The 26,030-nt window shown below is 62.3% G+C and carries 22 protein-coding genes; 1 reads left to right on the top strand and 21 read right to left on the bottom strand.

Features of this window, described 5'->3' with window-relative positions; all coding sequences use genetic code 11:
- Positions 1-35: 35 nt before the first annotated feature.
- The 13 genes from ruvX to HPY64_06835 form a co-directional block, all read right to left on the bottom strand.
- Positions 36-497 carry a Holliday junction resolvase RuvX gene (ruvX, locus tag HPY64_06895; protein NPV66855.1) on the bottom strand — a complete coding sequence of 154 codons (462 nt, stop codon included), beginning with the start codon at positions 495-497 and terminating at the stop codon, positions 36-38.
- Complete coding sequence (locus HPY64_06890) at positions 494-2,047, bottom strand: hypothetical protein (protein ID NPV66854.1); 1,554 nt, start codon at positions 2,045-2,047, stop codon at positions 494-496. The genes ruvX and HPY64_06890 overlap by 4 nt, the downstream gene beginning before the upstream one ends.
- A gap of 14 nt (positions 2,048-2,061) precedes the next feature.
- Positions 2,062-4,773: an alanine--tRNA ligase gene (alaS, locus tag HPY64_06885; GenBank protein NPV66853.1), complete on the bottom strand. Its 2,712-nt coding sequence runs from the start codon at positions 4,771-4,773 to the stop codon at positions 2,062-2,064.
- Between the two features lie 171 nt (positions 4,774-4,944).
- Positions 4,945-5,619 (bottom strand): hypothetical protein, encoded by a 675-nt coding sequence (locus tag HPY64_06880; GenBank protein ID NPV66852.1) that lies wholly within the window; start codon positions 5,617-5,619, stop codon positions 4,945-4,947.
- Between the two features lie 114 nt (positions 5,620-5,733).
- Positions 5,734-7,260, bottom strand: coding sequence for a cellulase family glycosylhydrolase (locus HPY64_06875; protein ID NPV66851.1), 1,527 nt, complete (start codon positions 7,258-7,260; stop codon positions 5,734-5,736).
- A 108-nt stretch (positions 7,261-7,368) separates the two neighbouring features.
- The gene (gene nadD / locus HPY64_06870) at positions 7,369-7,971 is read right to left on the bottom strand and encodes a nicotinate (nicotinamide) nucleotide adenylyltransferase (protein NPV66850.1); all 603 of its coding nucleotides are present in this window, start codon (positions 7,969-7,971) and stop codon (positions 7,369-7,371) included.
- Entirely contained in the window at positions 7,959-9,221 is a 1,263-nt protein-coding gene (gene obgE, locus HPY64_06865; GenBank protein NPV66849.1) for a GTPase ObgE, read from the bottom strand. The genes nadD and obgE overlap by 13 nt, the downstream gene beginning before the upstream one ends.
- A 19-nt stretch (positions 9,222-9,240) precedes the next feature.
- On the bottom strand, positions 9,241-9,816 hold the full coding sequence (locus HPY64_06860) for an ArsR family transcriptional regulator (GenBank protein NPV66848.1): 576 nt from the start codon (positions 9,814-9,816) through the stop codon (positions 9,241-9,243).
- 124 nt (positions 9,817-9,940) lie between these two features.
- Positions 9,941-11,212, bottom strand: a complete 1,272-nt coding sequence (locus HPY64_06855; GenBank protein NPV66847.1) for an FtsX-like permease family protein — start codon at positions 11,210-11,212, stop codon at positions 9,941-9,943.
- 12 nt (positions 11,213-11,224) lie between these two features.
- A complete protein-coding gene (locus HPY64_06850; GenBank protein ID NPV66846.1) occupies positions 11,225-12,457 on the bottom strand; it encodes an FtsX-like permease family protein in 1,233 nt (410 codons plus the stop codon).
- A gap of 3 nt (positions 12,458-12,460) precedes the next feature.
- Positions 12,461-13,309, bottom strand: coding sequence for an ABC transporter ATP-binding protein (locus tag HPY64_06845; GenBank protein NPV66845.1), 849 nt, complete (start codon positions 13,307-13,309; stop codon positions 12,461-12,463).
- 23 nt (positions 13,310-13,332) lie between these two features.
- Entirely contained in the window at positions 13,333-14,811 is a 1,479-nt protein-coding gene (locus tag HPY64_06840) for an HlyD family efflux transporter periplasmic adaptor subunit (GenBank protein NPV66844.1), read from the bottom strand.
- 5 nt (positions 14,812-14,816) lie between these two features.
- The gene (locus HPY64_06835) at positions 14,817-16,184 is read right to left on the bottom strand and encodes an efflux RND transporter periplasmic adaptor subunit (protein ID NPV66843.1); all 1,368 of its coding nucleotides are present in this window, start codon (positions 16,182-16,184) and stop codon (positions 14,817-14,819) included.
- A 206-nt stretch (positions 16,185-16,390) separates the two neighbouring features.
- Between HPY64_06835 and HPY64_06830 the strand changes: the two genes are divergently transcribed.
- Entirely contained in the window at positions 16,391-17,008 is a 618-nt protein-coding gene (locus tag HPY64_06830) for a redox-sensing transcriptional repressor Rex (GenBank protein NPV66842.1), read from the top strand.
- Positions 17,009-17,065: 57 nt separating this feature from the next.
- Here HPY64_06830 and HPY64_06825 read toward each other — a convergent pair whose 3' ends face one another.
- The 8 genes from HPY64_06825 to HPY64_06790 form a co-directional block, all read right to left on the bottom strand.
- Positions 17,066-18,073 carry a rod shape-determining protein gene (locus HPY64_06825; GenBank protein ID NPV66841.1) on the bottom strand — a complete coding sequence of 336 codons (1,008 nt, stop codon included), beginning with the start codon at positions 18,071-18,073 and terminating at the stop codon, positions 17,066-17,068.
- Positions 18,074-18,392: 319 nt separating this feature from the next.
- Positions 18,393-18,845: an ATP synthase F1 subunit epsilon gene (gene atpC / locus HPY64_06820; GenBank protein NPV66840.1), complete on the bottom strand. Its 453-nt coding sequence runs from the start codon at positions 18,843-18,845 to the stop codon at positions 18,393-18,395.
- 12 nt (positions 18,846-18,857) lie between these two features.
- Entirely contained in the window at positions 18,858-20,261 is a 1,404-nt protein-coding gene (gene atpD / locus HPY64_06815; GenBank protein NPV66839.1) for a F0F1 ATP synthase subunit beta, read from the bottom strand.
- A 52-nt stretch (positions 20,262-20,313) separates the two neighbouring features.
- Positions 20,314-21,291 (bottom strand): ATP synthase F1 subunit gamma, encoded by a 978-nt coding sequence (gene atpG, locus HPY64_06810; protein ID NPV66838.1) that lies wholly within the window; start codon positions 21,289-21,291, stop codon positions 20,314-20,316.
- A 12-nt stretch (positions 21,292-21,303) separates the two neighbouring features.
- Positions 21,304-22,809 carry a F0F1 ATP synthase subunit alpha gene (locus HPY64_06805; GenBank protein ID NPV66837.1) on the bottom strand — a complete coding sequence of 502 codons (1,506 nt, stop codon included), beginning with the start codon at positions 22,807-22,809 and terminating at the stop codon, positions 21,304-21,306.
- A gap of 228 nt (positions 22,810-23,037) precedes the next feature.
- Positions 23,038-23,907 (bottom strand): pyrroline-5-carboxylate reductase, encoded by an 870-nt coding sequence (locus HPY64_06800; protein NPV66836.1) that lies wholly within the window; start codon positions 23,905-23,907, stop codon positions 23,038-23,040.
- A gap of 44 nt (positions 23,908-23,951) precedes the next feature.
- On the bottom strand, positions 23,952-25,091 hold the full coding sequence (gene menC, locus HPY64_06795) for an o-succinylbenzoate synthase (protein ID NPV66835.1): 1,140 nt from the start codon (positions 25,089-25,091) through the stop codon (positions 23,952-23,954).
- 32 nt (positions 25,092-25,123) lie between these two features.
- The gene (locus HPY64_06790) at positions 25,124-26,026 is read right to left on the bottom strand and encodes a GNAT family N-acetyltransferase (protein NPV66834.1); all 903 of its coding nucleotides are present in this window, start codon (positions 26,024-26,026) and stop codon (positions 25,124-25,126) included.
- Between the last annotated feature and the right edge of the window lie 4 nt (positions 26,027-26,030).

Raw genomic sequence — 26,030 nt, 5'->3', positions numbered from 1 at the left:
GTGCGTTTCTTTCGTGCAGCCTGCTCTGCCGGAGGTTACTCAGCAGCAGGCGGGATGGCTGGCGGGACGGCAAAGCCTTCTCGCAGAGCGTCGAGGTAACTCTGGAGCATGACCGCGGCGGCGGCGTCATCGATTCGCGTCCGGCGGCGATGGACGCCCTCAGCAAGCAGGTCGGCAGCTTCTTCCGAACTCAGGGTTTCATCCCACAGGCGCACCGGCACGGGCACGGCAGCCGCCAGCCGTCCGGCCCAGCGCCGCACCGTATCAGCCTGGGAAGGACCTGTGTAGCCTGGTGGCGGCAGCGGAACGCCGCAGATGATCTCCACAGCGCCGGTTTCGTGTACTGCTGCGGCAATCCGGGCGAAGTCTTCCTGACGCGAGCGCCGTCTGATCACCTTTAGCGGCGTGGCGATCAGCCCCAGCGCGTCGCTGGTCGCCAGCCCAATGAACTTGCGCCCGTAGTCAACGGCCAGCAACCGGCCCGGCGGCACAGTCATGAGGTCCCCTGAACGGTGACCGTGATCCGGGAAGGCAACACCGGCATGCGGTCGTAGAAAGATGGCCATATGGCAATGGTGGGTGGCAAGGTTGAGTCGAGTGCTATCGTACGGGCCAGATACTCTCGTACGGCAGCCAGACTCAGTCCGGCGGTCTCCCGCCGGATACGCTCACTATCCAACGCAACGGTGGTGTCGCCGGAAACCCTGGTCAGGAAGATAACGCGGTTTTGCCCGTCAATCTGCTCGATTTCCCCCTGACCGAAGCTTATGGATTCCGGGATGACGATCTGGCCGGGCGGAATACGGCCCGCCAGGCCAGCGAAAGCTACCTGGTTGACCAGCCGTTCATCCAGGACGATCGCTTCCACCGTTGCGCGCATGGTCAGGGATACCGTGTCAGCAGCGTTGCCGACCGCGGCGCTGAAGATCGTCCATTCTGGTCGGGTCTCGGCGATACGAATGGATTCGGGGATGATCTGCTGGTGTTCGCCCAGCAGGTCGGTCAGGCTGGCTAGCGCCCGCTGCTGGATGGCGCCGCGCACGGCGGCCAGGAGACGGTCGTGATCCGCCTGAGCAACCGTGCGATCGATCGGGTTGGCCCCGCCGACGGTGGGATCGGGGTTCTGAACAGTCAGAATGTCGTTCAGCGGGCCATCGATGTGGTTGATTGCGTAGGCTGGCACATTGCCGATCGGCCCGGCGTACTCCGGCACGGCCTCGATAGCCACAGCAGCAATAGCGCCGACTTCTCCGGCGATATTGACCGGCTCAAGGGTGCGGAAGCGGACGATCGCTCCGGCGCTGGTGTTGACAGTGGTGCCAGCCGGGATGGTGACCGCCTGCTGGGTCTGGTTGGTGAAGACGGCTATCCCGGTCGCCGGGGTTGGCTCCAATGATTGCGTGCCGGTTGTCTCGACGGTGGCGCTGTCCTCCAGTTCCACCCGCAGGATGGTTGCCGGGACGACGCCACGCTCCAGGTCAATGCGCTCAGCGGCAGGGTCGGCGACCACGCGAATGGTGACGTCGAGGTGCTGGCGGGCCGGCACAATGATGATCGTGGCCGAAGGAACCAACAGAAATACCGCCGCGAAAAGCGCGGCCAGCAAGCCCAGCAAGGCCACCGCCCGCCCGATTTGCCCGAGCCGGACCTGCGAAGCAGTGGGGGCAACCCGGCGACGTGTGGTGATATCCTGCAACTCATACGGAACTGCGCTATCCGGACGGTCGGCACGGGTGACAAAGACCCTGGCGCGTCCCCGCTTCCAGCGCTGACGGCGGCTGTCTGCGATGGTGGGAAAGGCGCTGATGTTCAGGTCGCGGGCGTTGTCGATCACCTGCCGGTCCCGGGTGACCAGGGCCATGCGCGCACCACGGCGATAAGCTTCCCGCTGCAGCAAGATCAGGTCAAGTTTGCGGCGCAGCACCGGTTCCCCATCCGGCGGCCAGACCAGCAGGATACGGCGTGATCCCGCGAAGGATAGCCGGTCGCGCACGGACACGACGTCATCGTGAGGCTCCAGCTGGATGACATCTACCGGCACGGGCACGGACAGCGACTCCCTTACCGTAACGCCTGTTCGACCAGGTCGGACAGGCGGGCGAGCGCCTGATCCAGCTTGGCGGCGTCCTTACCGCCGGCCTGAGCCAGGGTCGGGCGTCCGCCGCCACTGCCGCCAACGATGGCGGCGATCTCCTTGATCAGGTTTCCGGCGTGAAGACCGCGGGATACCAGGTCTTCGGTCACGGCAACGATCAACTGTGGACGACCGTCAATGATAGTACCCAGGGCTATGACGCCTGATCGGTTGCGATCCCGGAACTGGTCAGCCAACTCGCGCAGGTTCTCCAGCGTAGCGCCCTTGATCGCCGCAGCCAGCACCGTTGTTTCGCCGATTCGGCGGGCCCTGGCCAGCAATTCGGAGAATTCGTAGCGTACCATTTCCCGGCGAAGCTGGCTGGCTTCCCGGCGGGCACTGTGCAGTTCCTCCTGCAGAGCCTGGATGCGCTCCGGAAGCTCGTGCACCGGCGCATTGATGACGGCGGCCGCATCACGCAACAGGCGCAGGCGCTCGGTCATCAACGCCGCTGCACCCAGCCCGGTGACTGCATCGATGCGGCGGATGCCAGCAGCGGCGCTTCCCTCGCTGGTGATCAGGAATGAGCCGATCTCGGATGTCCGGCTGACATGAGTACCGCCGCACAGCTCATAGCTGTACCGCTCCTTGGGATCGCCGACGGTGATGGTCCGCACATCGTCGCTGTATTTCTCGCCAAAGAGCGCCATGGCACCCTCTTTGCGGGCAATCTCCAGCGGTTTGACCACCGGCGTGACCGGCAGGTTAGCCATGATCGCCTCATTCACCTCTCTGGTGATAACCTCCAGGTCTTCAGGTGTCAGGGCCTGGGGGTGGCTGAAGTCGAAGCGCAGGCGATCCGGGGCAACGAGCGATCCGCGCTGCTGGACGTGCAGGCCAAGGCGACGGCGCAGGGCTGCATGGAGCAGGTGGGTGGCGGTATGTGCCCGACGGATGGCGTTCCGGCGGGGGCCGTCAACACGGGCGGTGGCAGGGTCGCCAACATGCGGCGTGCCTTCGACTACTTCACCCCGGTGCACAATCAGGCCACCGAGGGGGCGAATCGCCTCCTCAACCTCGATGCGCCACCGGTCATCCGGGCCGCTGATCACGCCGGTATCAGTGATCTGGCCGCCGGACTCTACGTAGAAAGGTGTGGCGGGGAGGACAACCTCAACCCGCTCTCCAGTGATGGCCGTCTCAACCTGACGCCCGTTCTGGATCAGCGCGAGCACCTTGCCCTGAACCTCCAGCGGGCCATATGGGGCATGGGCCACGCCGGATGGTGGCAGCAACCCGTCCGCAACCAGCCGATCGAGAACCTGCTGGTACACTTCAGCAGTGTCGATCTGGCCCATCGCCTGCCCGCCGCCGCTGGCCAGGATATGTTTTTCCTCTTCTGCGCGGAAGCCTGCATCATCGACCTGGAAGCCGCGCTCCTGGCAGATATCGCGGATGACTTCAACGGGCAGTCCCAGGGTGGCCTTGAGGTAGAAGGCGATCTGGCCGGGCAGGACACGCTGTCCTTCGCTTTCCAGCCGGTCAAGCGCCGCCTCAAGTTCGTCCATACCACGGTCGAGGGTACGACGGAAGCGTTCCTCCTCCAGGGTGATAGCCTGGCGGATAGCTTCGCGTTTCTCGACCAGTTCGGTATAGTGCCCGCCCATTGTCTCGATCACGGCCTCGGCGACATCAGCCAGGAAAGGCCGGTCAAAGCCCAGCCGTGCGCCGAAGCGAGCAGCGCGCCGGATGACCATACGGCAGATGTAGTCGCGCCCCATCGCACCCGGCAGCACGCCATCCGCGATCAGGAAGGCAGCAGCGCGCATGTGGTCGGCGATCACCCGGAAAGGAACGATGTTGGCATCACGCTCGGCATCGCTCATCCCGGCCAGCGCCTGAGTCCGGGCGATGATCGGCAGGAACAGGTCGGTGTCGTAGTTGGCTTCGGCGCCCTGCAGAACAGACACAATACGCTCCAGCCCCATACCGGTATCTACGCCGGGCTTGGGCAAGGGGACGTCATACCGCCCGGTGTGATCGGGGTCGGGCTGGGTGCGGTTGAACTGCATGAAGACGAGATTCCACAGCTCCAGGAAGCGATCCTCTTCGGCGACCAGGTCAGGGATGATGCTATCGATTCCTTTTTCCGGGCAGCGATCCCAGTGGATCTCGCTGGTGGGGCCGCAGGGGCCGGTTTCCGCCATTTGCCAGAAGTTAGTCTTTGGCCCCATCCGGGCCACGCGGCGCGGATCGACGCCGATTTCCTTGACCCAGATGTCGTAGGCTTCGTCGTCACTTTCGTAGACGGTGAAGGCCAGGCGTTCCGGCGGCAACCCGTAGACCCTGGTCAGGAGATCGTAGGCGTAACGGATGGCCTCCCGCTTGAAGTAGGCGCCGAAGCTGAAATTGCCAAGCATCTCAAAGAACGTATGGTGGCGCGGAGAGGGACCGACGTTCTCCAGATCGTTATGCTTGCCGCTGACCCGCATGCATTTCTGGGCGGTGGCCGCCCGATCGTAGTTGCGTTTGTCCAGTCCCAGGAAAACATCCTTGAACTGCACCATGCCCGCATTGGTGAAGAGCAGGGTAGGGTCGTTAGCGGGGACCAGCGACGATGAGGCGACGATCTTGTGCCGCATCTCGCTGAAGAAATCCAGGAATGTTTGGCGCACTTCTGCGCTGGTCATGGGCTGCATAGCGCTGTACCGTTCCTTAAGATGGTGAGGTTGTGGGGAACCGTAGAACCTGTTCCGATAGCAGGTATGATGATAGTCTGTGCAGTCACGCTTGACAATGGTATTCGCCTGCTGAGGTGGGCAGGCGATGTCATCACTCCGATAATGGCTTCAACGAATCTGCCAGGGTGCCTAGCTGACCGGTCCGTTGTTGAGCAACGCCTGGGTGACCTGCTGGCGCACATGATCGTGGTGGGCAGGGTCATACGGGATGACCAGAACCGCTGTATCCCGCGCTGGTGGCGCAGCATGATCGATCTGGGTGTCGTTTTCGCCCGGCTGCTTGCTGGCGACAGCGATCACCACCCGATTGCCGCTGAAGTAAAGCCACGCGCCGAACAGCCTGGCAATACGATTCTCGACGGCGAGGGCCTCCCCAGCGGATTCCAGGCGCCCGGCGTAATTGAGAACGATACCCAGGCTGGGGCGTTCCTTGTCGCTGACGACGTCTGGCCCCCAGCAGGTCTGACAGGTGGTCCGGTTCAGATGCTGCAGGGTCTGCTTGATTCCCAGCGCTTCCGCCAGCCGCTTGAGATCGTTGTAAAGCCGCTTGCGGTCTTTCTCACTGGCACGCCGATCGGTATAGGCCCGTTCGGTGTATTCCTCTTCGCGTTCCAGGCGCACCAGTTTCTGGGCAGCACGCTGGCGCTTGACTGTCTCGCGTATCTCGCCTTGCTGGCGGCGGATGAATTCATTCCCGTCTTCACCGTCGTCGTGGGTTTCCTCCCAGCGTGGTGATACCCCCTTGTTGCGGCGTTCAAAGGGGCCAAAGCTATGACTGTCCGGAAAAGGCTTGTTCCTGGGCATAGGATACTGTTTTCCTCGTCCGTCTCCTGCACCGAGCACGGGGAACTGACGTGCTGATTTGCGGCGCAGTATACACCGGTTTTTAATTCTGTAAAGCGATCTTCTGTAAAGCGATTACGTTTGCTGGAGTCTGACCGCCCATTCGTGGTAGACCTGCTTCAGGTTCTGGTAGTGGTCTTTGTTGCCTCCGGCATACGGATCCATGCCAAACTCTGCATCTCCTACGCCGACATCAAAGGGGGTGGCGGAAAGTCCCCACTGCAGAAACCCGCCGGCGCCCTGTCCTGTCCAGTCGGCGATAGTGCTGGCAGTCAGGGCGGCCCGGTTGCCTCCTTTGGCCCCCCATTCCTCCACGATCAACGGCTTGTTGAGTTCCCGTGCAACGCGCAAATCCGGGCGGGAGTTTTCCTCTTCACCGTTGCCCTCGTAAAAGTGGACGGTCAGGAAGTCGATCGCCGGGAGGCCGTACAATCGTCGGGCAAAGGCCAGGCGATCCAGGCCAGGCTGGTCATTGGGCGCGACATGGCCACTGTTCACCAGGCCGATAGCGATCAGATGATTGGGGTCAAGACCCCTGATTTCCCCCGAGACGTGTTCCACAAAGCGCAAGAAAGCCTCACCATCGGCGACGCTGGCCGGTTGAGGGTGAATAGCGTACTCGTTACCTAGTTCCCAGGCGAGGATTGCCGGATGATCCCGGTAAGCTGCGACCATGCGGCGAGCATAGGGCAGGTAGTTTTCCCTGTAGCCGCCTGCATGAAAGTAGTCGATCTTGTCCAGGTGGCCCAGAACGTGGCGGTGGAACCGCTCATCACCGGGTACCCAGAAACTCCCCAGCGAGTCGTTGAGCACCACAATCGCCAGCAGACCGTGCTGTTGCACCCGATCCAGGGCTGCCCCAACCAGCGGGAGGGCCTCCTCCAGGCTGACGGCGCGGTGACAGGCGTGCATGCGCACCACACGCATGCCCATCTCTTGCATCGCCCGGAGTTGATCGTCCTGGATGTTCGCGCTGGCAAACGGCAGTACGTCGCTACGCCCGTAGAACGGAAACTCGCGCAGGTTGGCACCGATGAACCGCAATGGCTGACCATCCAGGAGGAACTGCATTCCCTGTGTTTGCACCCGACCGGCCAGGGGTTTGCCCGGCGACTTGCGGCCCAGCAACCGCTGACCGGAACGGGTGTGATATTCGGCGACCCAGGCATCCTGCTTGTCTGCCAGCGGGCGCCACTGCCAACCATCCGCGCCCACAACTTTCTGCGCACCGAGCACAATTGGCTCGCCGCGCTGTAATCGGGCCAGGATGTTATCGGCGGTGGATTGTGGCCCGCGCCGGATATTGACCGCATTGGCCAGCACATAGAGCGTCTCCGGCGCAGCGGGTTCGGCAGTTTCTGGCGGCTGTGTGTCGAACAGCCGCATCCCGGTCTGGCGGTTGACTTCGGCTATCCAGTGCTCCTCCGATTCGGCCAGACGCCGCCAGCGCCAGCCATCCGCCGATTCCTCGGCGACAGCCGCCAGGACTTCCACTACATCGCCCGATACAAGGGTGTCAATGATGTTGTCGCGGGCGACTCGTGGTGCGCGTCGTACGTTGACTTGCTTGACCTGTACAAAAAGACTCTCTATGTCGGCCACAATCGGCTCTTTCCGCGGGTTTCCCCGGCGCCAATGGACAAGAAAACTCTATTATATCTGCAGTGTAGTGCGGCTCCCGTTTGTTGGCAATATACTTCCAGGTCGCGGTTACGTCCGGCTGTAAAGGCGATGTGCGTCGATATACGTCCGCACGGTCTCCGGCACCAGGTAACGGACGGAGCGTCCGCCCTGCAGGCGTTCACGGATGGCCGACGCTGACAGGCTGATCCCCGGTCCCTCTATCCAGATCATACGCCCGCTCAACCCTGGCAGATGCGCTTCCAGCGCCGCTACATCGACGGGTGCCTCCGGACGCTGGTAGACACCCAGCTGGCAGCGGGCCAGCAGCAGGTCGGGACGGTGCCAGGTCGGCAGATCGGCCAGCGAATCGCTGCCCAGCAGGAAGAAGATGGCTGCCTGGGGCGCCTGTTGCTGGGCCAGGGCGACCATGTCTACCGAGTAATGGGGGCCGGGACGATCCACGTCGATCCGCGACAGGGCAAAGCGGGGATTGCCAGCGATGCCCAGTGCCACCATGGCCAGCCGGTGGCTGGCCGGTGTGACGGCGCGCCCCTGCTTATGCGGCGGGTCCGCCGCCGGGACGAACCAGACGGCGTCCAGCGCCAGCGCTTCCACAGCCATGGAGGCCAGAATCAGATGCCCGATGTGGAGCGGATCAAAGGTGCCGCCCAGCAGCCCTAATCGCTCCATTCCAGTTCGTACTCGCCAATAAACACAGTATCACCCTTCTGAACGCCTGCTTCGATCAGAGCGTCGACCACGCCCAACCGTTCCAGTAGGCGGTGAAACCGCAGGATCGCCTCATCATAGTCCCAGTAGGTCATTGCCGCCGCCCGTTCGATCCGCTCGCCATGCACGTGGAATGCCCCATCTTCGTCGCGCGTGATGCTGAAGGGTACTTCTTCTTCCAGGCGGTAGACCGGCATTTCGGCGACCTCCTGGTATAGTTCCACCGGCAGGGTATCCAGCAGGGCAAACAAACGTTTGACCAGGTCTTCGGTACCCTGTTGTGTGGCCGCTGAGATTGCCAGGGGGGTGTAGCCGCGCCTGTTCAGCGCTTCCTGGACTTCTGGCCAGCGGGCCTGTGCTTCCGGAAGATCCATCTTGTTGAAGACCACGATCTGCGGACGGTCGCGTAGCCGCTCATCAAACAGCGCTAGTTCGGCGTTGATCTGGTTGAAATCCGCGAGCGGATCGGAGCTGAGGCCGTCCAGCACATGGACCAGCGCACGCGTCCGCTGGACATGGCGCAGGAAGGCATGACCCAGGCCAACGCCCAGATGCGCTCCCTCCACCAGTCCGGGGATATCCGCCGCCACAAAAGTGCGGTGGTCGCGCTCGACCACGCCCAGGTTCGGCTCCAGGGTCGTGAAGGGGTAATCGGCGATCTTGGGGCGAGCATTGCTGATCACTGAGAGCAGGGTGGACTTTCCGGCGTTAGGTACGCCAACGATGCCGACATCGGCGATCAGCTTCAGTTCCAGCAACAGCCAGCGTTCCTCGCCGGGTTCGCCACGTTCGGCGATGCGCGGGGCCTGGTTGCGGCTGGTGGCAAAACGCGCATTGCCGCGGCCACCCCTGCCGCCACGCGCCACAACCACGCGCTGCCCCGGACGCACCAGATCAGCCAGTAGCGCACCTGTCTCGGCGTCACGCACTACCGTCCCCGGCGGGACTTTTACCACCAGATCGGCACCATCCTTGCCGGTCTTCCGGCTACTGCCGCCCCGCGCGCCATGTTCGGCTTTGAAATGCACCTGCCGCTTGAACGGCGCCAGCGTATTCAGGGTTGGCTCAACTTCCAGGATAACATCGCCGCCGCGCCCGCCGTCGCCGCCCGCTGGGCCGCCGAAGGGGACGAATTTCTCCCGGCGGAAGGAGACCAGCCCATCGCCGCCATCGCCGCTACGAACATAGATCTTGGCTTCATCAAAGAACATGGATTTACCACCAGGAGGGTTATTCCAGCGTGACTTTGGTGACCTTGCGCACGTCAAAGGTACCCGCCGCCGCGCGCTGCAGGATCGAAGTCAGGATTAACTGGGCGAACCGGAAGAAATCCCCCAGCCGGTCAATGCGTGACACATACAACTGAGCGAGTTGGCGATCGGCTTCATTCATCTCTGGCATGGCTGACCGCAATGCCTGGGTGTTTTGTTGCAGAATCTGCAGGGCGTGTTCCAGTTCGCGCAACTCGCGGCTGCTGAGCACATTGATGACGATCTTCCAGAAATCAGTTTCTGCTTCGTAGTACTTGCGGCGTTCGCCCCGCACCCAGACTTCACGCACGACTCCCATGTGCTCCAGGGTGCGCATGGACATGCTGACATTCGCCTTGGACTTCTGTAGTGCGTCGGCCAGATCGTCCAGCGAGAGCGGCTCCGGGCTGAGCAACAAAGCCCCATACAGTTGTCCCATCACTTTGTTGAAGCCAAAGTACTCAGCGAGTTTGCCCAACCCTTCCAGCATGCTGTCGTTGACGGCATGCAGGCTGTCCGCATCCCCGCTGCTAGCCTGAGGTTTTTGCTCGCTCATCCCTGTTCCTTGCGCATTAGCCCGCCTGAAGCCGCCAGACCAGATTCACCAGGACATACGCCGACCGGCGGCAGGTCCTGCTGGATACCTATACTAGCAGAATACCCTGCTGTTGTGCTATGGCCTATTCAAAGCGCAGGGCATCGATCGGGTTCAGGCGGGAGGCCCGGCGGGCCGGATACAGCCCGAAGAATATCCCGATCAAGGCCGAGATTGTGGTAGCCAGCAGCACGCCGCTGATGCTGACTGTGGCCTTGAGGTCTGGCAGCAGCGCGCCCACCAGAGCCGTGCCCAGCGCGGCCACAGCCAGCCCTGCCGCCCCGCCGACTGCCGCCAGCATGACGCTTTCCACCAGAAACTGCGCCAGAATGTCGCGTTGCCGGGCGCCGACAGCTTTACGCAGACCGATCTCCCGCGTCCGCTCGGTGACGGTAACCAGCATAATGTTCATGATGCCGATGCCGCCCACCAGCAGCGAGATACCAGCTATTACCCCCAGGAAGACGGTCAGCAGCGCTGTGATCGCGCCGAAGCTCTGCAGCAGGTCAGCCTGGGTCAGCACGACAAAATCATCCTCATCTCGAAAGCTGATCCTGTGTTCTTCGCGCAGAGTCTGGGTGATCTGCGCCACCAGGGTGTCGATACGCTTGTCGCTGGCTGCCTGCACAAAAATCTGCGATACAGGATATTCCCCGCTCAGCGTCCGGCCACTCTGCAGCCGCTGCTGGGCCGTGGTGATAGGGATGAAGATTACGTCATCTTCATCGCCGAAGGAAGCGCCACCATAGGCCTCCATGATGCCGATGACCCGGAATGGCACTTCTCCCAGCCGGAAAGTCTCACCGATGGGCAGGACGTCTTCCGGGAACAGGTTGCGGACTGTGGTCTGGCCGAGCACGGCCACCCGTGCACCAGCCAGCATATCGCGATCGTCAAAGAAGCGACCCAGGATCACCCGCCGGTTGCGGATGGCCAGGTATTCCGGTGTCGTGGCGCGGATGCGCCCGCGTGTCTGCAGGTTGGCGTAGGAGGCCGTCCGGGTAAGCCGCAGTTCGGGGACGACCATGACCGCCTCAGGTACGCGGAACGGATCGGAAAGTGCCGCGACATCTTTCTCGGTCAGTGAGGAAGCCGTAGTCAGACGGCTCATATCCGGCGGGCCGCCGCTGGCCGCGCCGCCCGTGCTGACCACTGATTCCGGCACCACGAAGACCAGGTTCGTGCCGATTCCCAGGAATTGCTCTTCCACAAACAGTTGGACAGCCTGCCCCAACGATACCAGCACAATAACCGCTGCCACGCCAATAGCGATACCCAGAGTGGTCAGCCCCGTCCGCAGACGGTTGGCAGCCAGCCCGCTGAGCGCAATTCGGAGGCTTTCCACAATCCGCTGCATGGCTGCCTCCGGCTATTCGTATCGTAGAGCGTCGATCGGGTTGAGCGCAGCGGCCCGGCTGGCCGGGTAAATTCCGAAGAACAACCCGATCACGGTGGAAACCGTGGTAGCCAGGAGAATCGCGCCGACTGTCACCGTCAGCGTCAGGTCAGGAATCAACGCCGAGCCAATCGTTGCCGCCAGGAAGCCCAGCCCTATCCCGATCAAACCACCGGTCACCGTCAGCACCACGCTTTCGATCAGGAACTGGAGCAGGATGTCGCCGTAACGTGCGCCGACGGCTTTGCGCAGACCGATTTCTCTGGTGCGCTCTGTGACTGTCACCAGCATGATGTTCATGATCCCGATCCCGCCCACTAGCAGGGAAACGCCTGCGATGACAGCCAGGAAGATCGTCAGCAGACCCGTGATCTCGCCCACCACTGATAGCAGATCGTTCTGCGAAAGCACGGTGAAATCTTCCTGGTCGCGGTATTGGATGCCGTGCCGTTCCACCAGAATGCGAGAGATTTCGTCAGCGGCGGTATCCATGCGTCCTTCGGAGACCGCCTGAACCGTGATGAAGGCAACCCGGTAGCTGCCGTCGCGCATTGGCGCCCGTGTCAGGCGGGTCTGGGCGGTACTGATCGGCACGAAAACGACATCGTTTTCATCGGCGAAGCCAGAACTGGGGCGCTGCTCCATCAGCCCGACGACACGGAAGGGCAGGGTGTTGATGCGGATGGTCTGCCCAACCGGATCGATACCTGGCCCGAAGAGGTCAGCTGCCGTCGACGCGCCCAGTATAGCTACACGGGCGCTGGTCAGGATATCGGTTTCTTCGATAAAGCGTCCGTACTGCGGATACCAGCCACGCACATCCTGGTACACCGGTGTAACGCCGGAGACGTTCATCGCGCTGTTGTTGCGGCCAGCAGCAACCACCGCGAAGACATCGTACTGCGGGGAGACCCGCAACACGCTGGGTGCCAGCAGGGGGTTGGCCAGCGCGCTGGCGTCAGCCATGGTCAGGGCCTTGACGTCGCCCGGCCCACCTCCCGGAGGTGTGGAGGAGAAGACAAAAAGCAGGTTAGCACCCAGCGACTGAAACTGCCGGGTGATATACTGCTCCACGCCCTGGCCAAAACTGACCAGAGCGATGACCGCGCCAACGCCGATCACGATGCCAAGCATGGTCAAGGCGGAGCGCAGCTTGTTGGCCAACAGGGCCTCTACGGCCAGCCGGACGCTTTCCAGCAGGTTCATGGCTTATGTGAATTCCTCCGCCGGCGCGTCATAGGTTTCGCGGAAGATATCTTCCAGTTCGGCCATTTCGGATGGGCGTTCCGCTTCCCCGGCGATCAGCGGCTGGCTCACGGCCCGGTCGGCGATGATCCTGCCGTCCCGCAACATAATTACCCGCTCGGTGTGGCGGGCCACAAACGGGTCGTGCGTCACAAAGACGGTGGTCATACCACGCTCGCGGTTAAGCTGTTGAAAGATGCGCAGCACTTCTATGCCGCTCTTGGTATCCAGATTGCCGGTTGGCTCGTCGGCCAGGATTATCTTCGGTTCGGTCACCAGGGCGCGAGCGATGGCCACGCGCTGCTGCTGGCCGCCGGAAAGCTCGCTGGGCAGGTGGTGCAGACGCGCGCCCAGTCCTACGGCCTCCAGCGCGGCCCTGGCCCGTTCCCGGCGGTTACCCGGTTTGGAGGCGTAGATCAGCGGCAGTTCTACCTGACGCAGGGCGGATGTACGTTTGAGCAGGTTGAAGTTCTGAAAGACAAAGCCGATCATCTCGTTGCGGATGGCCGCCAGCTGGCGATCATCCGCCTGGCTGACGTCTTTCCCGGCCAGGTAGTACTTGCCGGAAGTTGGCTGATCGAGGGCGCCAAGGATGTTCATCAATGTGCTCTTGCCGGACCCCGACGGCCCCATGATGGCGACGAATTCCCCTTCGAAGATCTGGAGCGTGATTCCCTGCAGGGCACGGACTTCGATGTTGCCCATCTGATAGATTTTGGTTACGTCGCGGATGTCGATGATCGCCAGTCTGCCCTGGGCATCCCGCGGGATTTCGTATTCAGTAATCTTCTGCCGGCCGTCACCTCTGAACATAGGACACCTGTACCCTCGTACCTCTAAAAGCCAAAGTTACTCAGGCTGTTACGCGGCAGTAGAACGATCTGGTCGCCGGCCTGCAAACCACTGAGAACCTCGCTAAAGGTCTCGTTACGCCGGCCCAGGGTCACCGGTACATCTTCCAGTGTACCGTCGCTGCGTCTGATGGTGACTGTGGCCTGTCCTGTACGCCGATCCAGCCGGATGAAACGGTTGCGCAGCCGCAGTACATCGCGGGCTTCATCGACGACCACGGCCACTGTTGCACTCATCCCGGCGCGGATTGGGGCGGTAGTCTGGTCGAGCGTGATCTCTACGCCGTAGGTCACCAGACCGGCAGCGCTGGTTGCCACCCGATCGATCCCGGTCACCCGGCCAGTCAGGATGGTATCGGGCAGCGCATCCACCGTGATCTCCGCATACTGGCCATCTTCCAGCAGGGCGACATCCATTTCATCGACGGCGAGGCTGACAGTAAACGCTGAGGGATCGATCAGTTCGATTGCCGGTTCGCGGCTGGGCGGCGGCTCGCCCGGCGCCAGGTTCATCTGCGCGACTACGCCGCTGAAAGGCGCCCGCAGGATGGCCTGCTCCAGCTGATAACGGGCCAGGTCTACCGCCAGGTAGGCAGCTTGCAGTTGCGCGTCTGCCAGCGCCAGTTCGATCTCGCCGGGGCCTTCCTCCAGGCGGGCAAGCTGTCCCTGGGCGTTGATCAGCGCTGCCTGCGCAGCGGCAATGTTGGCGGCATTAGTCGAAGCGTTCTGGGCCTCGAGCAGTTGCTGGGTGGCGATGGCAACATCGTACTCGGAGCGCGTCACAGCGGCCTCGTACTGGCTTGCGGAAGGCAAAGCCGATAGCGACAGCGGCAGATCGCCCGGTGAAGGTAGCGCGACAGGGATGCGACCGAGCAGTTCCTGCAGCTGTTCTTCCTGCTGGCGCGCACTGTCCCGCTGCAACTGGTTCTGCCACAGCTGGTTCTTGGCCAGTTCCAGTTGCAGGCGGGCGATTTCCACCATGTTGGGGTCGGGCGGGACACTGGCAGCGGCAAGTTGAGCGCTGGCGGCAGAGACCGCTGCCCGCGCAGCCTCAAGCTCCACCTCGCGCGGTTCCGCGGTCAGGGCGTCAAAGGCGATCTGCTGCAATTCCAGGGCCAGGCTGGCGTCCTGTAGCGCCAGTTCCAGTTGTTCGGTATCCAAGCGGGCCAGTTCCTGCCCGGCCTCGACGCTATCCCCCTCGGCGACAGCGATCGCGCTGACCTTGCCCGGCACCGGGAAGAACAGGTAAAGCTGCTTGATCGGGGCCAGCGTGCCAACGGCGCTGACGGTGACGATAATGTCCCCGCGCTCGACCACGGTAGTTTCCACTGCCGCTGTGGCATCCTGGTTGGCCTGCGCGAATGGTAGCAGCGACAGCCCGCGATCCATCCGATAGCGGGCAAAGGCGGCGGCCAGAATCGCCAGCATGCCAATAACGAACCAGTTGCGCAGACGCCTGTACATGCCTGTCAGCTGCCTTCAAATAGCGAGAACACGCCGCCCGCCAGGTCAACCGCGACTGTGTCGCCTTCCTCCAGCCCGGAGATGACTTCGCTCACGCTATCGTTCTGGGCGCCAAGCTGGATCGCCCGTTCTTCCAGGGTGCCATTAGGGAGGAGGACGTTGACGAAAGCCTGGCCCGTGGCGCGGTCAAGACGCACGAACAGGTTGGGGACGACCAGCACATCGCGCACTTCATCCAGAATGATGGTTGCTGCAGCCGTCATCCCCACCCGCACCTCATCGGGCGCATCCGGTAGCGCCAGGAGCACATCGTAGCCGATCACTCCATCGCGCTGGGTTGCTGTGGCGGCCACACGCTCGACAGTTGCCGTAAAGACCGTGCCGGGCAGCGCGTCAAAGGTTAGCTCTACCGGCTGGCCAACCTGGATGTTCACGACATCGATCTCGTCGACCCGAACCCGGATGAGCAGACGCGACAAATCGTAGAGGGCCATGGCCGGCAGCCCTCCCGGCGCAACCAGACTGCCAGCCTGAATGGCTACCTGCTGTACAACACCGGCAAAGGGGGCGCGGAGAATCGTGTCCTCGTAGGCCTGCCGGGCGCGCTGTAGCCGCAATTGGGCCTGGCGGACGGCGACCGCGGCCCGATCAAGCTGGGCCTGCGGCGGCCCCGCCTCCAGCAGACGCAGCTGGGCCTGGGCCTGCCCCACCCGCGCCAGAGCCGCATTGAGCGATTCCTGTGGGACGCCGCGGCGGAGTTGCTCCAGACGCAGCCGGGCGATTTCCGCGGCAAAGCTGGCGGCGCCCACCTGGGCCAGGCTGGCTTCGCTACGGTGCGCGTCACGCGAGGCCTGTTCAGCGGCATCCCATGCGGCCAGCGCCTGCTCATACTGCAGCTCGGCGGCGCGGATGTCCTCTTCGGTGACCGAGTTGTCGCGCAGGTCAACATAGGCGGCCCAGGCGCTGTTGACGTTCGCCTGAGCGGCGCTGATATCCCTGGGGTCAGGCGGCGCTTCAAGCTGCCGCAGGCTCAGTTCCGCGATGCGCACGCCCCACTGGGCCTGCTCAATCGCGATGCGCTGGGCTGTGTCGTCCAGCCGGGCCAGCACCTGCCCGGCTAACACAAACTGCCCTTCTTCCACCAGCACATCTGCGACTATGCCGCCAGTCTCAAAGCTCAACTGGGCCCCGCGCGCTGCTTCCACGACGCCGGTGGCCCGCACTGCTACCACGACACTGTCACGGACAATCTGCGCGGTCTGCAGGCGGGCGGTGGCTGTATTTCCGGTTGAAGCAGTCTGGCTGTTGCGAACCAGCAGATACGCGGCGGCAACCGCAATTACCAGCAAGACGATCCCCAGAATCCGACGCATTTACTGCAAACCTGTGTCCAACACATGCTGCCTGTAATCCGACCTACTATAACACGAACGGTTCGCCCTGGAGTGAGACGTGTATGAGAATAGCGCAAGAAACCTTTGTCATCTTGGACTTGAACAGTCCGATTGTTCTTCTGCGATGATAGTGGTAGGATATATGAGCTTTTTCACAAACACTGCGGCCAGGAGACACCCAGCCCATGACGCCCGAAATTCCTGACATCGTCATTGGTCGTTTGCCCATCTACCTTCGGGAGTTGACTTTGCTGCGAGAGGAAGGCTACGAAGTCACTTCTTCTCACGAGCTTGGCCAGCGTCTGGGTATCAGTTCGGCCCAGATTCGCAAGGACCTTTCCTGGTTTGGCCCCTTTGGCAAACAGGGGACCGGCTACGCGATTGCCTATTTGCAGGAGCAACTCAAGAAGATTCTGCACCTGGATCGGGAATGGCAGGTGGCGTTGGTCGGGGCGGGGGACCTTGGCCGGGCGCTGGCGCGCTATGGTGGCTTTGCACACCGTGGCTTTCGCATCACCCGCATCTTTGACAACGACCCGGCCAAGATCGGCAGCTACGTGGGCAATATCAAGGTGCTCAGCATCCGGGTTATGAAAGAAGAGATTGAGCGCATCGGCATCCAAGTCGCCATGGTCGCGGTACCCGCTTCTGCCGCCCAGCAGGTGACTGATGCCCTGGTGGCAGCTGGCGTCCGGGCGATTCTCAATTATGCGCCGATCGTCCTGGCTGTCCCGGAGGGCGTGCACGTACAGCACATCGATCCGGCGGCTCACCTGCAACACATGACCTATTACCTCGGTTGAACTGCCGCCCGAAGCCGGCGCGATGCCTGCTCTACCTGCTGGCTGGGCAACAACTGCTTAGAATCCCTGGGGCAGGGTCCGCAGCAGGGCCAGGTTGTTCAGGGCGCGCCCGGCCCCAACCGCTGTCGCCACGATCGGGTTTTCAGCCCGGTAAGCCGGGACGCCGGTATGCTGCGTCAGATACTGGTCAATGCCGCGCAGCAATGCGCCGCCGCCGGTCAGCATGATTCCCCGGTCAATGATGTCAGAGGCCAGTTCCGGCGGAGTGCGTTCCAGCACCGTACGCACCACCTGGGCGATCTCCGTCAGCGGCTCCTGAATGGCCTCGACTACCTCGCCAGTTGAGACGGTGATGGTGCGCGGCAAGCCGCCCACCTGATCCCGTCCCTGGATTTCCATCGTCATTTCCTGCGGCAGGTCTACTGCTGCGCCGATCTGGATCTTGACCGATTCGGCGGTTGGTGCGCCGATGACCAGGCTGTACTTGCGCCGGATGTAAGCGATGATGGCTTCATCCAATCGTCCGCCGCCGACCCGGACGCTATCGGCTACCACGATGCCGTTCATGGCAATGACACCCGCCTGGCTGATCCCACCTCCCAGGCTGAGGACCATGTTCCCAGCTGGGGTGTTAACGGGTAGCCCGGCGCCGATCGCGGCTGCCAGTGGCTCTGGAATCAGCGTGGCTTCCCGCGCGCCGGCCTGAATTGCGGCTTCGTGCACCGCACGGCGCTCGACACTGGTCACCCCATATGGCACGCTGATCCCGACGACCGGCTTGAACAGGCGTACCCGGCCCAGTACCTTGTCGAAGAAGTAGCGCAGCATGGCTTCGGTGACTTCATAATCGGCGATCACACCGTCGCGCAGCGGACGGACGACCTCGATGTTTTCTGGCGTGCGCCCCCACATGTCGCGCGCTTCCTGCCCGATAGCGACCACCAGCGGCGGCTCTTCCTCCACCGTTAGAGCGACCAGGGACGGCTCCTGCAGCACGATACGCTCATTCTCGTAAATCAAGACGTTGGTCGTCCCCAGGTCGACGCCCAGTCGCTTTGCAAACATCGCCATGTTGACCTCCAGCGGTCAGGTCCGATTCATTGCGCCTGCCCAGTATGGCCGCTGGGTTGGTGCAGGCGCGTACTCACCATCATCATTGTAAACGAAGAACTTCTTCAGGATGCCTCAAGTTAGCAGAGGCGCGGGAGATTCCGCCTGAACGAGGGGGCATGATACCGCAAACCGGGCGCATACTCCATAGCAGATCGCCGCGCCAACAGCAAGCACGCCCGGATTACGTCGTCCAGGCGTGCTGTGGCATGCTCAGGATGCAGCGCAGGCGCTAGCCTCCACGGTTCGCGCTATCGAACGGGCCGCTTGCCGCCTACGTTTTTTCGCCGTCGTCAGGGCGCAGGGTCACGGTGCCCGCCCGCGACTGGGCGCGGCGGCGGACACGTAACGCCAGTTCGGCGCGGCGCAGTTCCTGCATGATGATCGCTGCCTCATCCGGGGGCGGCCCCTTGCGCATCATTTCTTGGGCCGTGCGCCGGGCTTCCTCTGCCTTTTCCAGGTTGATTTCCTCGGCATGTTCGGCCATATCCGCCAGCACCACGACTTTGTCCGGGCGGATCTCGACGATGCCGCCGTAGACTGCCAGCACGTGCTCGGTGCCATGGGCCTTGATGCGCAACTCGCCGATGTCAAGGGTGGTCAACAGAGGCGTGTGGCGCGGCAGGACGCCCAGGACACCCTCCTTGCCTGGCAGGATGATCATGTCGGCGGCCGGTTCGTCGAGGATCAGCCGTTCCTGGGTCACAACCTCGATATGGATGGGCATGCTGTCCTCACTTTATCCTGATTTTTGCGCCTGCTCGTAGCGATCCAGGACATCCTGGATCGGCCCGGCCATGCGGAACATCTCCTCAGGGATGTGATCCAGCTCGCCATCCAGGATCATACGGAAGCCTTTGATGGTCTCGTGGATCGGTACGTAACGTCCCTCCCGCCCGGTGAACTGAGTGGCCACAAAGAATGGCTGGCTCAGGAACAGCTCCACGCGGCGGGCGCGGGCCACCAGTTGCTTGTCTTCGTCGGATAACTCGTCGATGCCCAGGATGGCGATGATATCCTGCAGGTCTTTGTACCGCTGCAGAACACGCTGCACCTCGCGAGCGGTGTTGTAGTGCTCCTCGCCGACAATCAGTGGGTCGAGAATGCGGCTGGTGCTGGCCAGCGGATCCACCGCCGGATAGATGCCTTTTTCCACAATCGAGCGTTCCAGGGCAATCGAACCATCGAGATGGGTGAACACTGCCACCGGCGCTGGATCGGAGTAGTCATCCGCGGGAACATAGACCGCCTGTAGCGAGGTGATCGAACCGCGCGTGGTGCTGGTGATGCGTTCCTGCAGATCGCCCATCTCTTGCGCCAGAGTTGGCTGGTACCCGACCGCGGAGGGCATCCGGCCCAGTAACGCCGAGACTTCCGATCCGCTCAGGCTGAAGCGGAAGATATTGTCGATGAAGAGCAGCACATCGCGTCCTTCGTCCCGAAAGTGTTCGGCCATGGTCAGGCCGGAGAGTGCAACGCGCAGGCGGACGCCCGGCGGCTCGTTCATCTGGCCGAAGACCATCGCTGTCTGGTTAATGACGCCGCTTTCGATCATCTCGTGGTAGAGCTGGGTGCCTTCGCGGGTGCGCTCCCCGACGCCGGCAAAGACGGAAAAGCCGCTGTGCTCGGTAGCGATGGAACGGATCAACTCCATGATGATGACCGTCTTGCCCGTACCGGCCCCGCCAAAGATGCCGGCCTTGCCACCCTTGCGGAATGGCGCGATCAGGTCGATGACCTTGATGCCGGTTTCAAACATCTCAATGGCGGTCGACTGCTCCTCGAACGATGGGGCAGATCGATGAATCGGGCTGCGCGGCGCATCCACCGGCGCGGGTTTGCCGTCGATCGGTCGCCCCAGCACATTGAAGATGCGGCCCAGGACGGCTTCGCCGACTGGCACCTGGATTGGCAGGCCAGTGGCATAGGCCGCCTGGCCACGGGCCAGGCCATCAGTGGCGTCCATGGCTACGGTACGCACCTGGTCGCCGCCGAGATGCTGTTGCACTTCCAGGATAAGGTCTTCCGCCCCGTCCCGCGGCACACGGATCGCATCGAAAATCCTGGGCAGCTTGTCCGGCGGGAACGCCACGTCCACCACTGCGCCCAGCACCTGTGTTACCACACCCTGCACTTCGCTCATCAAATGTTTCTCCTCAAGAATAGCAGTCGTCCCGCAGCGTCAGGTTCGGGCGCTAGCGGGCCGCCGCAGCCGTTTTCGAATAGGCTTCCTGCATATCGCGCACCACGGCTTCCGCCTGTTCGCGGAGAGCTTCCACACCGCCGACAATATCCAGGATTTCGCTGGTAATGGCCAGCTGGCGCGCTTTGTTGAAGCTCAATTGCAGGTCAGCAGCCAGTGCTTCGGCATTCTCCGAAGCGTTGCGCATGGCAATCATACGGGCGGAATGCTCGCTGGCCTGGCTTTCCAGGATAGCCTGGTAAATCTGGAGCTGGGTAAACCGCGGCAGTACTTCATCCAGGATTTCCTGCGCCGACGGTTCGTAAATATACTCGCGTCCCTCTGTAGTCACGGTTGGTTCGCGCTTGATGTACGTGTTGAGCACGGGGTTGTCCGTCTGGAATGGGCGCAACGGTAGCAGGTTGACCACCACCGGCTCCTGGCTAAGAGTGTTCTTGAAGTCGGTGAAAGCAATGAACACCTGGTCAGCGCGCCCAGTCAGAAATTCGTCAATGACTGTTCTGGCAATGGGGATCACCTCGGCGATGGTCAGTTCCGCTGGCAGGTGGCTGAACTGGGCGACGACCGGCTGACCCATGCGGAGCAGGGCATCACGACCCTTGCGCCCGACCGTGACCCACTGGACCGAGCAATTCTCCTGGCACAGGTTGCGGGCAAAGGTCGTTGCTACACGGACGATGTTGGTATTGTAGGCTCCAGCCAGGCCGCGATCGCCGGAAATCAGCAACATACAAATCCGGGTGGGGTTAGCCCGCACTTCCAGCAGGGGATGCAATGCCCGTCCCGCGCCTCCCTGGGAAGCCACGTTGACCAGCACCTCCCAGGCTTTCTGAGCATAAGCGCGGCTGGCCATGGCCTGTTGCTGGGCTTTGCGGGCGCGGGAGGCCGAAACGGCTTCCAGCGCTCGCGTGACCTGCCCGATATTCCTGACGCTCTTGATACGTTTGCGGATCTCGCGTACGTTTGGCATATCGGTGCCCCTTTAGGCCCAGGTGGCATTGAAAGTCTGAATGGCTTCCTTAAGCCGGGACTCAATTTCCGGCGTCAACCGCAGCTCAGTCTCGATACCATTCACCACATCCTGGAACTGCGCCTGCAGGAAGCGGATGAACCCTTCCTCCCATTCCTTGACCCGCGTCACCTCAATCTGGTCAAGGTAGCCGCGCGTCCCGGCATAGATCAGCACAACCTGGTCAACCAGCGGTGTTGGCTGGTACTGCGGCTGCTTGAGAATCTCAGTCAGACGCCGCCCACGCTCAAGCTGGCGCTGAGTATCTTTGTCCAGGTCAGAGCCGAACTGGGCGAACGCCGCCAGGGCGCGGAAGTTAGCCATGTCGATGCGCAGGCCGCCGGCAACCTGGCGCATAGCCCGCACCTGGGCATCGCCGCCCACACGGCTGACGCTGATGCCGGTGTTCATGGCCGGGCGGATGCCAGCGTAGAACAGGTCGCTTTCCAGGTAAATCTGGCCGTCCGTGATGGAAATCACGTTGGTGGGGATGTAAGCCGAGATGTCGCCGAGCAATGTCTCGATGATCGGCAGTGCGGTCAGGCTCCCGCCGCCACGTTCCTTGCTCAGCTGCGCCGCGCGTTCCAGCAGGCGGCTGTGCAGGTAAAACACATCGCCGGGGTAGGCCTCGCGTCCCGGCGGGCGGCGCAGCAGCAGCGAGACCTGGCGGTAGGCCCAGGCATGCTTGGAGAGATCGTCGTACACCACCAGGGCATCCTGGCCGTTTTCCATAAAGTACTCGCCCATGGCGCAGCCGGAATAGGGCGCCAGGTATTGCAGTGCGGCTGGATCCGAAGCGGAGGCCACCACGACGGTCGTGTAGTCCATCGCACCATACTTCTCGAGCGTTGCTACAGTGTTGGCGATCTCCCCGCGCCGCTTGCCGATGGCGACGTAAATGCAGTGCAGGTTCTTATCCCGCTGGTTGATGATTGTATCCAGAGCGAGAGCGGTCTTACCGGTCTGGCGGTCGCCGATGATCAACTCGCGCTGCCCGCGCCCGATCGGGGTGAGCGCGTCGATCACACGGACACCCGTCTGGACAGGGCGGAAAACGTTCTGACGCTCGATCACGCCGGGGGCGATGCGTTCGATGTTGTAGAATTCGGTCGCGTCAATCGGCCCCTTGCCGTCGATCGGGTTGCCCAGGGCGTCGACCACGCGCCCGATCAGGGCAGGGCCGACGGGCACCGAGGCGATCCGTCCGGTGGTCCGCACCTCATCGCCTTCCTTGATGTCGGCGTATTCGCCCATGATGATCACGCCGACCGACTCAGCTTCCAGGTTAAAAGCGATGCCCGGCACGCCGTTGCTGAAGCTGACCAGTTCGTTTGCCCGAACATTCGGCAAGCCGGAAACACGGGCGATGCCGTCGCCAACTACCAGCACATGGCCGACCTCGATAGTTTCAACTTCCGGTTTGTATTCCTCGATCTGGGCCAGCAACGACCTGGTGATGTCGCTGGTAAATTCCGTCATGCAATCTTCCTCCCGCAATCAGATGGGCTGCCTTAAGAGCGCCAGCCCCGCCATCGTCGGTACAAAAGACTCTTTCTGCGAATGCCGTTCCGGCTGTCGGGCCATGTGGCCGGTCAGTCCTCTCAATGGGCGCATCAAACACGGCCCGTTTGGGAAGTCTGTCACTAAGTCTACACTATAGGAGTGGTTATGTCCACTTCTGGCTGGCCAGTGCAGGCCATTTATGCTCTACCGGTTGTCGCCCAGATCTTCCGGATCGCGGCCACCCAGCCGGGAGACCTTGCCACCGCTGCCCAACGCCACGCTGCGCCGGTAGGCGGCCCAGATCGCCCGCGAGATCACGGTCCGCAGGCCGCCCTTTTCCAGGTGGTAGAGGGCTTCGGCGGAAGTCCCGCCGGGGCTGGTCACCTGGTTGCGCATGTGCGCCGGATGTTCGTTAGTCGCCAGCGCAAACTCGACCGATCCCCGTACGGTCTGGTAGACCAGTTTGGCCGCTACCTGGCGGGAAAAGCCCAGGTGCACCCCGGCGTCGATCATTGCCTCCATGAAGAGAAACACATATGCCGGGCCGGTGCCGCTCAGCGCCGTCGCCATGTCCAGGTAGTCCTCGTGATCGACGTAGACTTCTTCGCCCAGAGCAGAGAGAATGGCCCGCGCCTGAGCGATCTGCGGCTCCGGCACCTCATTCGTGGCGGTCCAGACGGTCATGCCCTGCCTGATGCGCGCCGGTGTGTTGGGCATGGCCCTGACCACACGCCGGATGCCCAGCCCGCTCATGATCTGGCGTATCGGTACGCCGGCCAGGATGCTCAGGACAAGTGCTCCCGGAGGCACCTGACCCAGCAATTCCGCCGCAACTTCCTCAAACACCTGCGGTTTGATCGCCAGGATCAGCAGGTCAGCTTCACGCGCTGCTTCGACGTTGCTGGACGTGATTTGAATGCTGTAGCGGGTGGCCAGTTCTTCGATTCGCTCGACGCGGGGATCGGCGGCCAGAATCTGGTCTGGCCTGAGCATCTCCCCGTACAGCAGCCCATGAATGATGGCTTCGCCCATGGTTCCGGCGCCGATGAAAGCTATGGTGAAATCTTCAAACACGGTTGCCCCCTGTTCCCTGGCGCTCGCTGACGCCTGCTTCTACTTCACATAATATCTGGAAAAGTGGCATCCCAGGCTGCGCCGAAGGCCGCCAGCCGGTCGGGTTGGACGGCAACGCCGGAGCCGACCCCGCGCGGCACATCGATCGTGCTGTCCGGGTTCAGCACAAAGGGTGGCTCGGTGATGTCCGGCGCGTAATAACGGTTGGTCGCGGAGAGATCGCTGGGCAGGGTCACCCCTGGCAAACTGGCCACCGCCAGGTTCTGCGCCCGGCCAACGCCGGTTTCCAGCATTCCCCCAACCCACAGCGGCACGCCTTCGTCGTAGCACACCTTGTGGATGGCGACGGCTTCGCTCAGGCCGCCCACACGCGGCGGCTTGAGGTTGATGATCCGGCAGGCGCCCAGTTGCAGCGCCAGCCGCACGTCGTTGGCGCACAGGATGCTTTCGTCCAAGCAGATCGGGGTTGCCAGCCGCGGCTGTAGTTTGCTGTGCTCGTAGATGTCGTCGTGACCAAGCGGCTGTTCCAGCATCAGCAGGTTGAAGCGGTCAAGTTTGGCCAGGTGGTCGGCGTCGTCCAGTGTATAAGCGCTATTGGCGTCGAGCATCAGCATAATGTCCGGGTAGGCGGCGCGCACCGCTGAAGCCAGTTCAATATCCCAGCCGGGCTTGATCTTGAGTTTGATGCGCCGGTAGCCTTCCTTCAGCCGCTTTTCGATAATTGCCAGCGTGTCATCGATAGTCGGCTGGATGCCAATACTGACACCGACCATCACATGCTCCCGGCGAGGGGCCTGCAATGGCCGCGCCGACCATAGTGTATCCGCCAGCGATTGGCCGGTTGCTTGCGCCCAGAGGTCCCAGAGGGCGCTATCCAGCGTTGCTTTGGTTAGCGGGTGCCCGCGCACGCTGGCCATCAGCCGTGTCCCGTCCGATGGATGATGCAGTGTCTTCCCCACCAGGGCGGGGATCAGGAACCTGGTCAGGATATGATAGGCCGTGCCAACGGTTTCGTAGCAGTAGCCCGGTTCCGCCGCTGCAGTGCATTCTCCCCAGGCCACCAGGTCGCCAGCGCGAACCTCCGCCAGCAGTACGGGACGTACTGCTTCCAGGCCGAAACTGGTGCGCAGCGGCTCTACCAGTGGCATCACCACCCGGTGCAGGCGGATCTGGTTAATGGTAATGGTGGTCAAGCAACAGCCTCCTTACAACGGGATTAATTCTGGTTGAAGCTACGATCAAACTTGCGCAGCGCTTCCTGGTGACTGCACACATAGAAGCTGCGCAGAAGTCCCTTGTAGGTCTCGTGCACGAAATCCGTCAGGATGAATCCCTGGCTCATGACCGTGATAAGCACGGCTCGGATATGCTCCCGCCATGCTTGCGCCAGCCCAGCGTCAGCCTGTTCGATCAGGTTGAGCCGGCTTGGGATTTCGATCAGGCCCAGCGCGCCCGGCGGCTGAAGGAAGTCATCCCCTGGGACGGGCAACAGGCGGTCATCAAACGTGGACGGATTCAGAATACACGTCCCACCATCCAAATACTGGGCCAGGGTCAGCGGCGCGCGGCCTTTCCTGATGCGTTGCAGTGCGCGTTCGCTGGTCAGCCACCAATCCGCCTGGACACGATCTCTCGAGGCGGGCACGCCCGCTGCCTGCGGTGGGACCGGGTAGTAATCCGGGTAGTACTGGTCAATCACCGCACCCAGCTTGCGCACGGTGATATGGGCGTACTCGCCATGCAGGGGATCGAAGACCCAGGTCATCAGACGGATGCCGCGCCGGGCGGCAAAGTGATACTCCGCCAGCTTCAGGTGGTAACCAATGCCCTGGTGGCGATAGGCCTCGTGCACGACTACCAGTTCCGAATTGAGCTTCAGGTTAGCCATCGCTGGCCGGTTTTCATCCGCGGAGGCGGCGCCAAGGGTGGCCACGGCGCCGCCGACGAGCTGATCCCCATCCCACGCGCCGAGTACCAGCCCGCCGTTGGAAGCGATAGAAAGCAACCAGTGGGGCTGGATGACATACTCCGGGCTGTTAGCCCAGACCTGTCGCTGTACTTCTGCCAGCGCGACCATCTCCGGCCAGGTGGTCAGCGGTTGGATCTGAATGTTGGTCATAATG

The organism is Anaerolineae bacterium, from assembly GCA_013178165.1.
Taxonomy (GTDB): Bacteria; Chloroflexota; Anaerolineae; order Aggregatilineales; family Ch27; genus Ch27.
The sequence above is the reverse complement of the archived record's forward strand: the minus strand, read 5'-3'. Positions and strand labels throughout refer to the sequence as shown.

Coding starts and splice junctions, on each gene's coding strand:
- HPY64_06790 (NPV66834.1), bottom strand. CDS start 26,026: ATGACCAACATTCAGATCCAACCGCTGACCACCTGGCCGGAGATGGTC.
- HPY64_06855 (NPV66847.1), bottom strand. CDS start 11,212: ATGCAGCGGATTGTGGAAAGCCTCCGAATTGCGCTCAGCGGGCTGGCT.
- alaS (NPV66853.1), bottom strand. CDS start 4,773: ATGCAGCCCATGACCAGCGCAGAAGTGCGCCAAACATTCCTGGATTTC.
- HPY64_06835 (NPV66843.1), bottom strand. CDS start 16,184: ATGCGTCGGATTCTGGGGATCGTCTTGCTGGTAATTGCGGTTGCCGCC.
- HPY64_06850 (NPV66846.1), bottom strand. CDS start 12,457: ATGAACCTGCTGGAAAGCGTCCGGCTGGCCGTAGAGGCCCTGTTGGCC.
- obgE (NPV66849.1), bottom strand. CDS start 9,221: ATGTTCTTTGATGAAGCCAAGATCTATGTTCGTAGCGGCGATGGCGGC.
- HPY64_06805 (NPV66837.1), bottom strand. CDS start 22,809: ATGACGGAATTTACCAGCGACATCACCAGGTCGTTGCTGGCCCAGATC.
- atpD (NPV66839.1), bottom strand. CDS start 20,261: ATGAGCGAAGTGCAGGGTGTGGTAACACAGGTGCTGGGCGCAGTGGTG.
- atpC (NPV66840.1), bottom strand. CDS start 18,845: ATGCCCATCCATATCGAGGTTGTGACCCAGGAACGGCTGATCCTCGAC.
- nadD (NPV66850.1), bottom strand. CDS start 7,971: ATGGAGCGATTAGGGCTGCTGGGCGGCACCTTTGATCCGCTCCACATC.
- atpG (NPV66838.1), bottom strand. CDS start 21,291: ATGCCAAACGTACGCGAGATCCGCAAACGTATCAAGAGCGTCAGGAAT.
- ruvX (NPV66855.1), bottom strand. CDS start 497: ATGACTGTGCCGCCGGGCCGGTTGCTGGCCGTTGACTACGGGCGCAAG.
- HPY64_06840 (NPV66844.1), bottom strand. CDS start 14,811: ATGTACAGGCGTCTGCGCAACTGGTTCGTTATTGGCATGCTGGCGATT.
- HPY64_06825 (NPV66841.1), bottom strand. CDS start 18,073: ATGTTTGCAAAGCGACTGGGCGTCGACCTGGGGACGACCAACGTCTTG.
- HPY64_06860 (NPV66848.1), bottom strand. CDS start 9,816: ATGAGCGAGCAAAAACCTCAGGCTAGCAGCGGGGATGCGGACAGCCTG.
- HPY64_06845 (NPV66845.1), bottom strand. CDS start 13,309: ATGTTCAGAGGTGACGGCCGGCAGAAGATTACTGAATACGAAATCCCG.
- HPY64_06830 (NPV66842.1), top strand. CDS start 16,391: ATGACGCCCGAAATTCCTGACATCGTCATTGGTCGTTTGCCCATCTAC.
- HPY64_06880 (NPV66852.1), bottom strand. CDS start 5,619: ATGCCCAGGAACAAGCCTTTTCCGGACAGTCATAGCTTTGGCCCCTTT.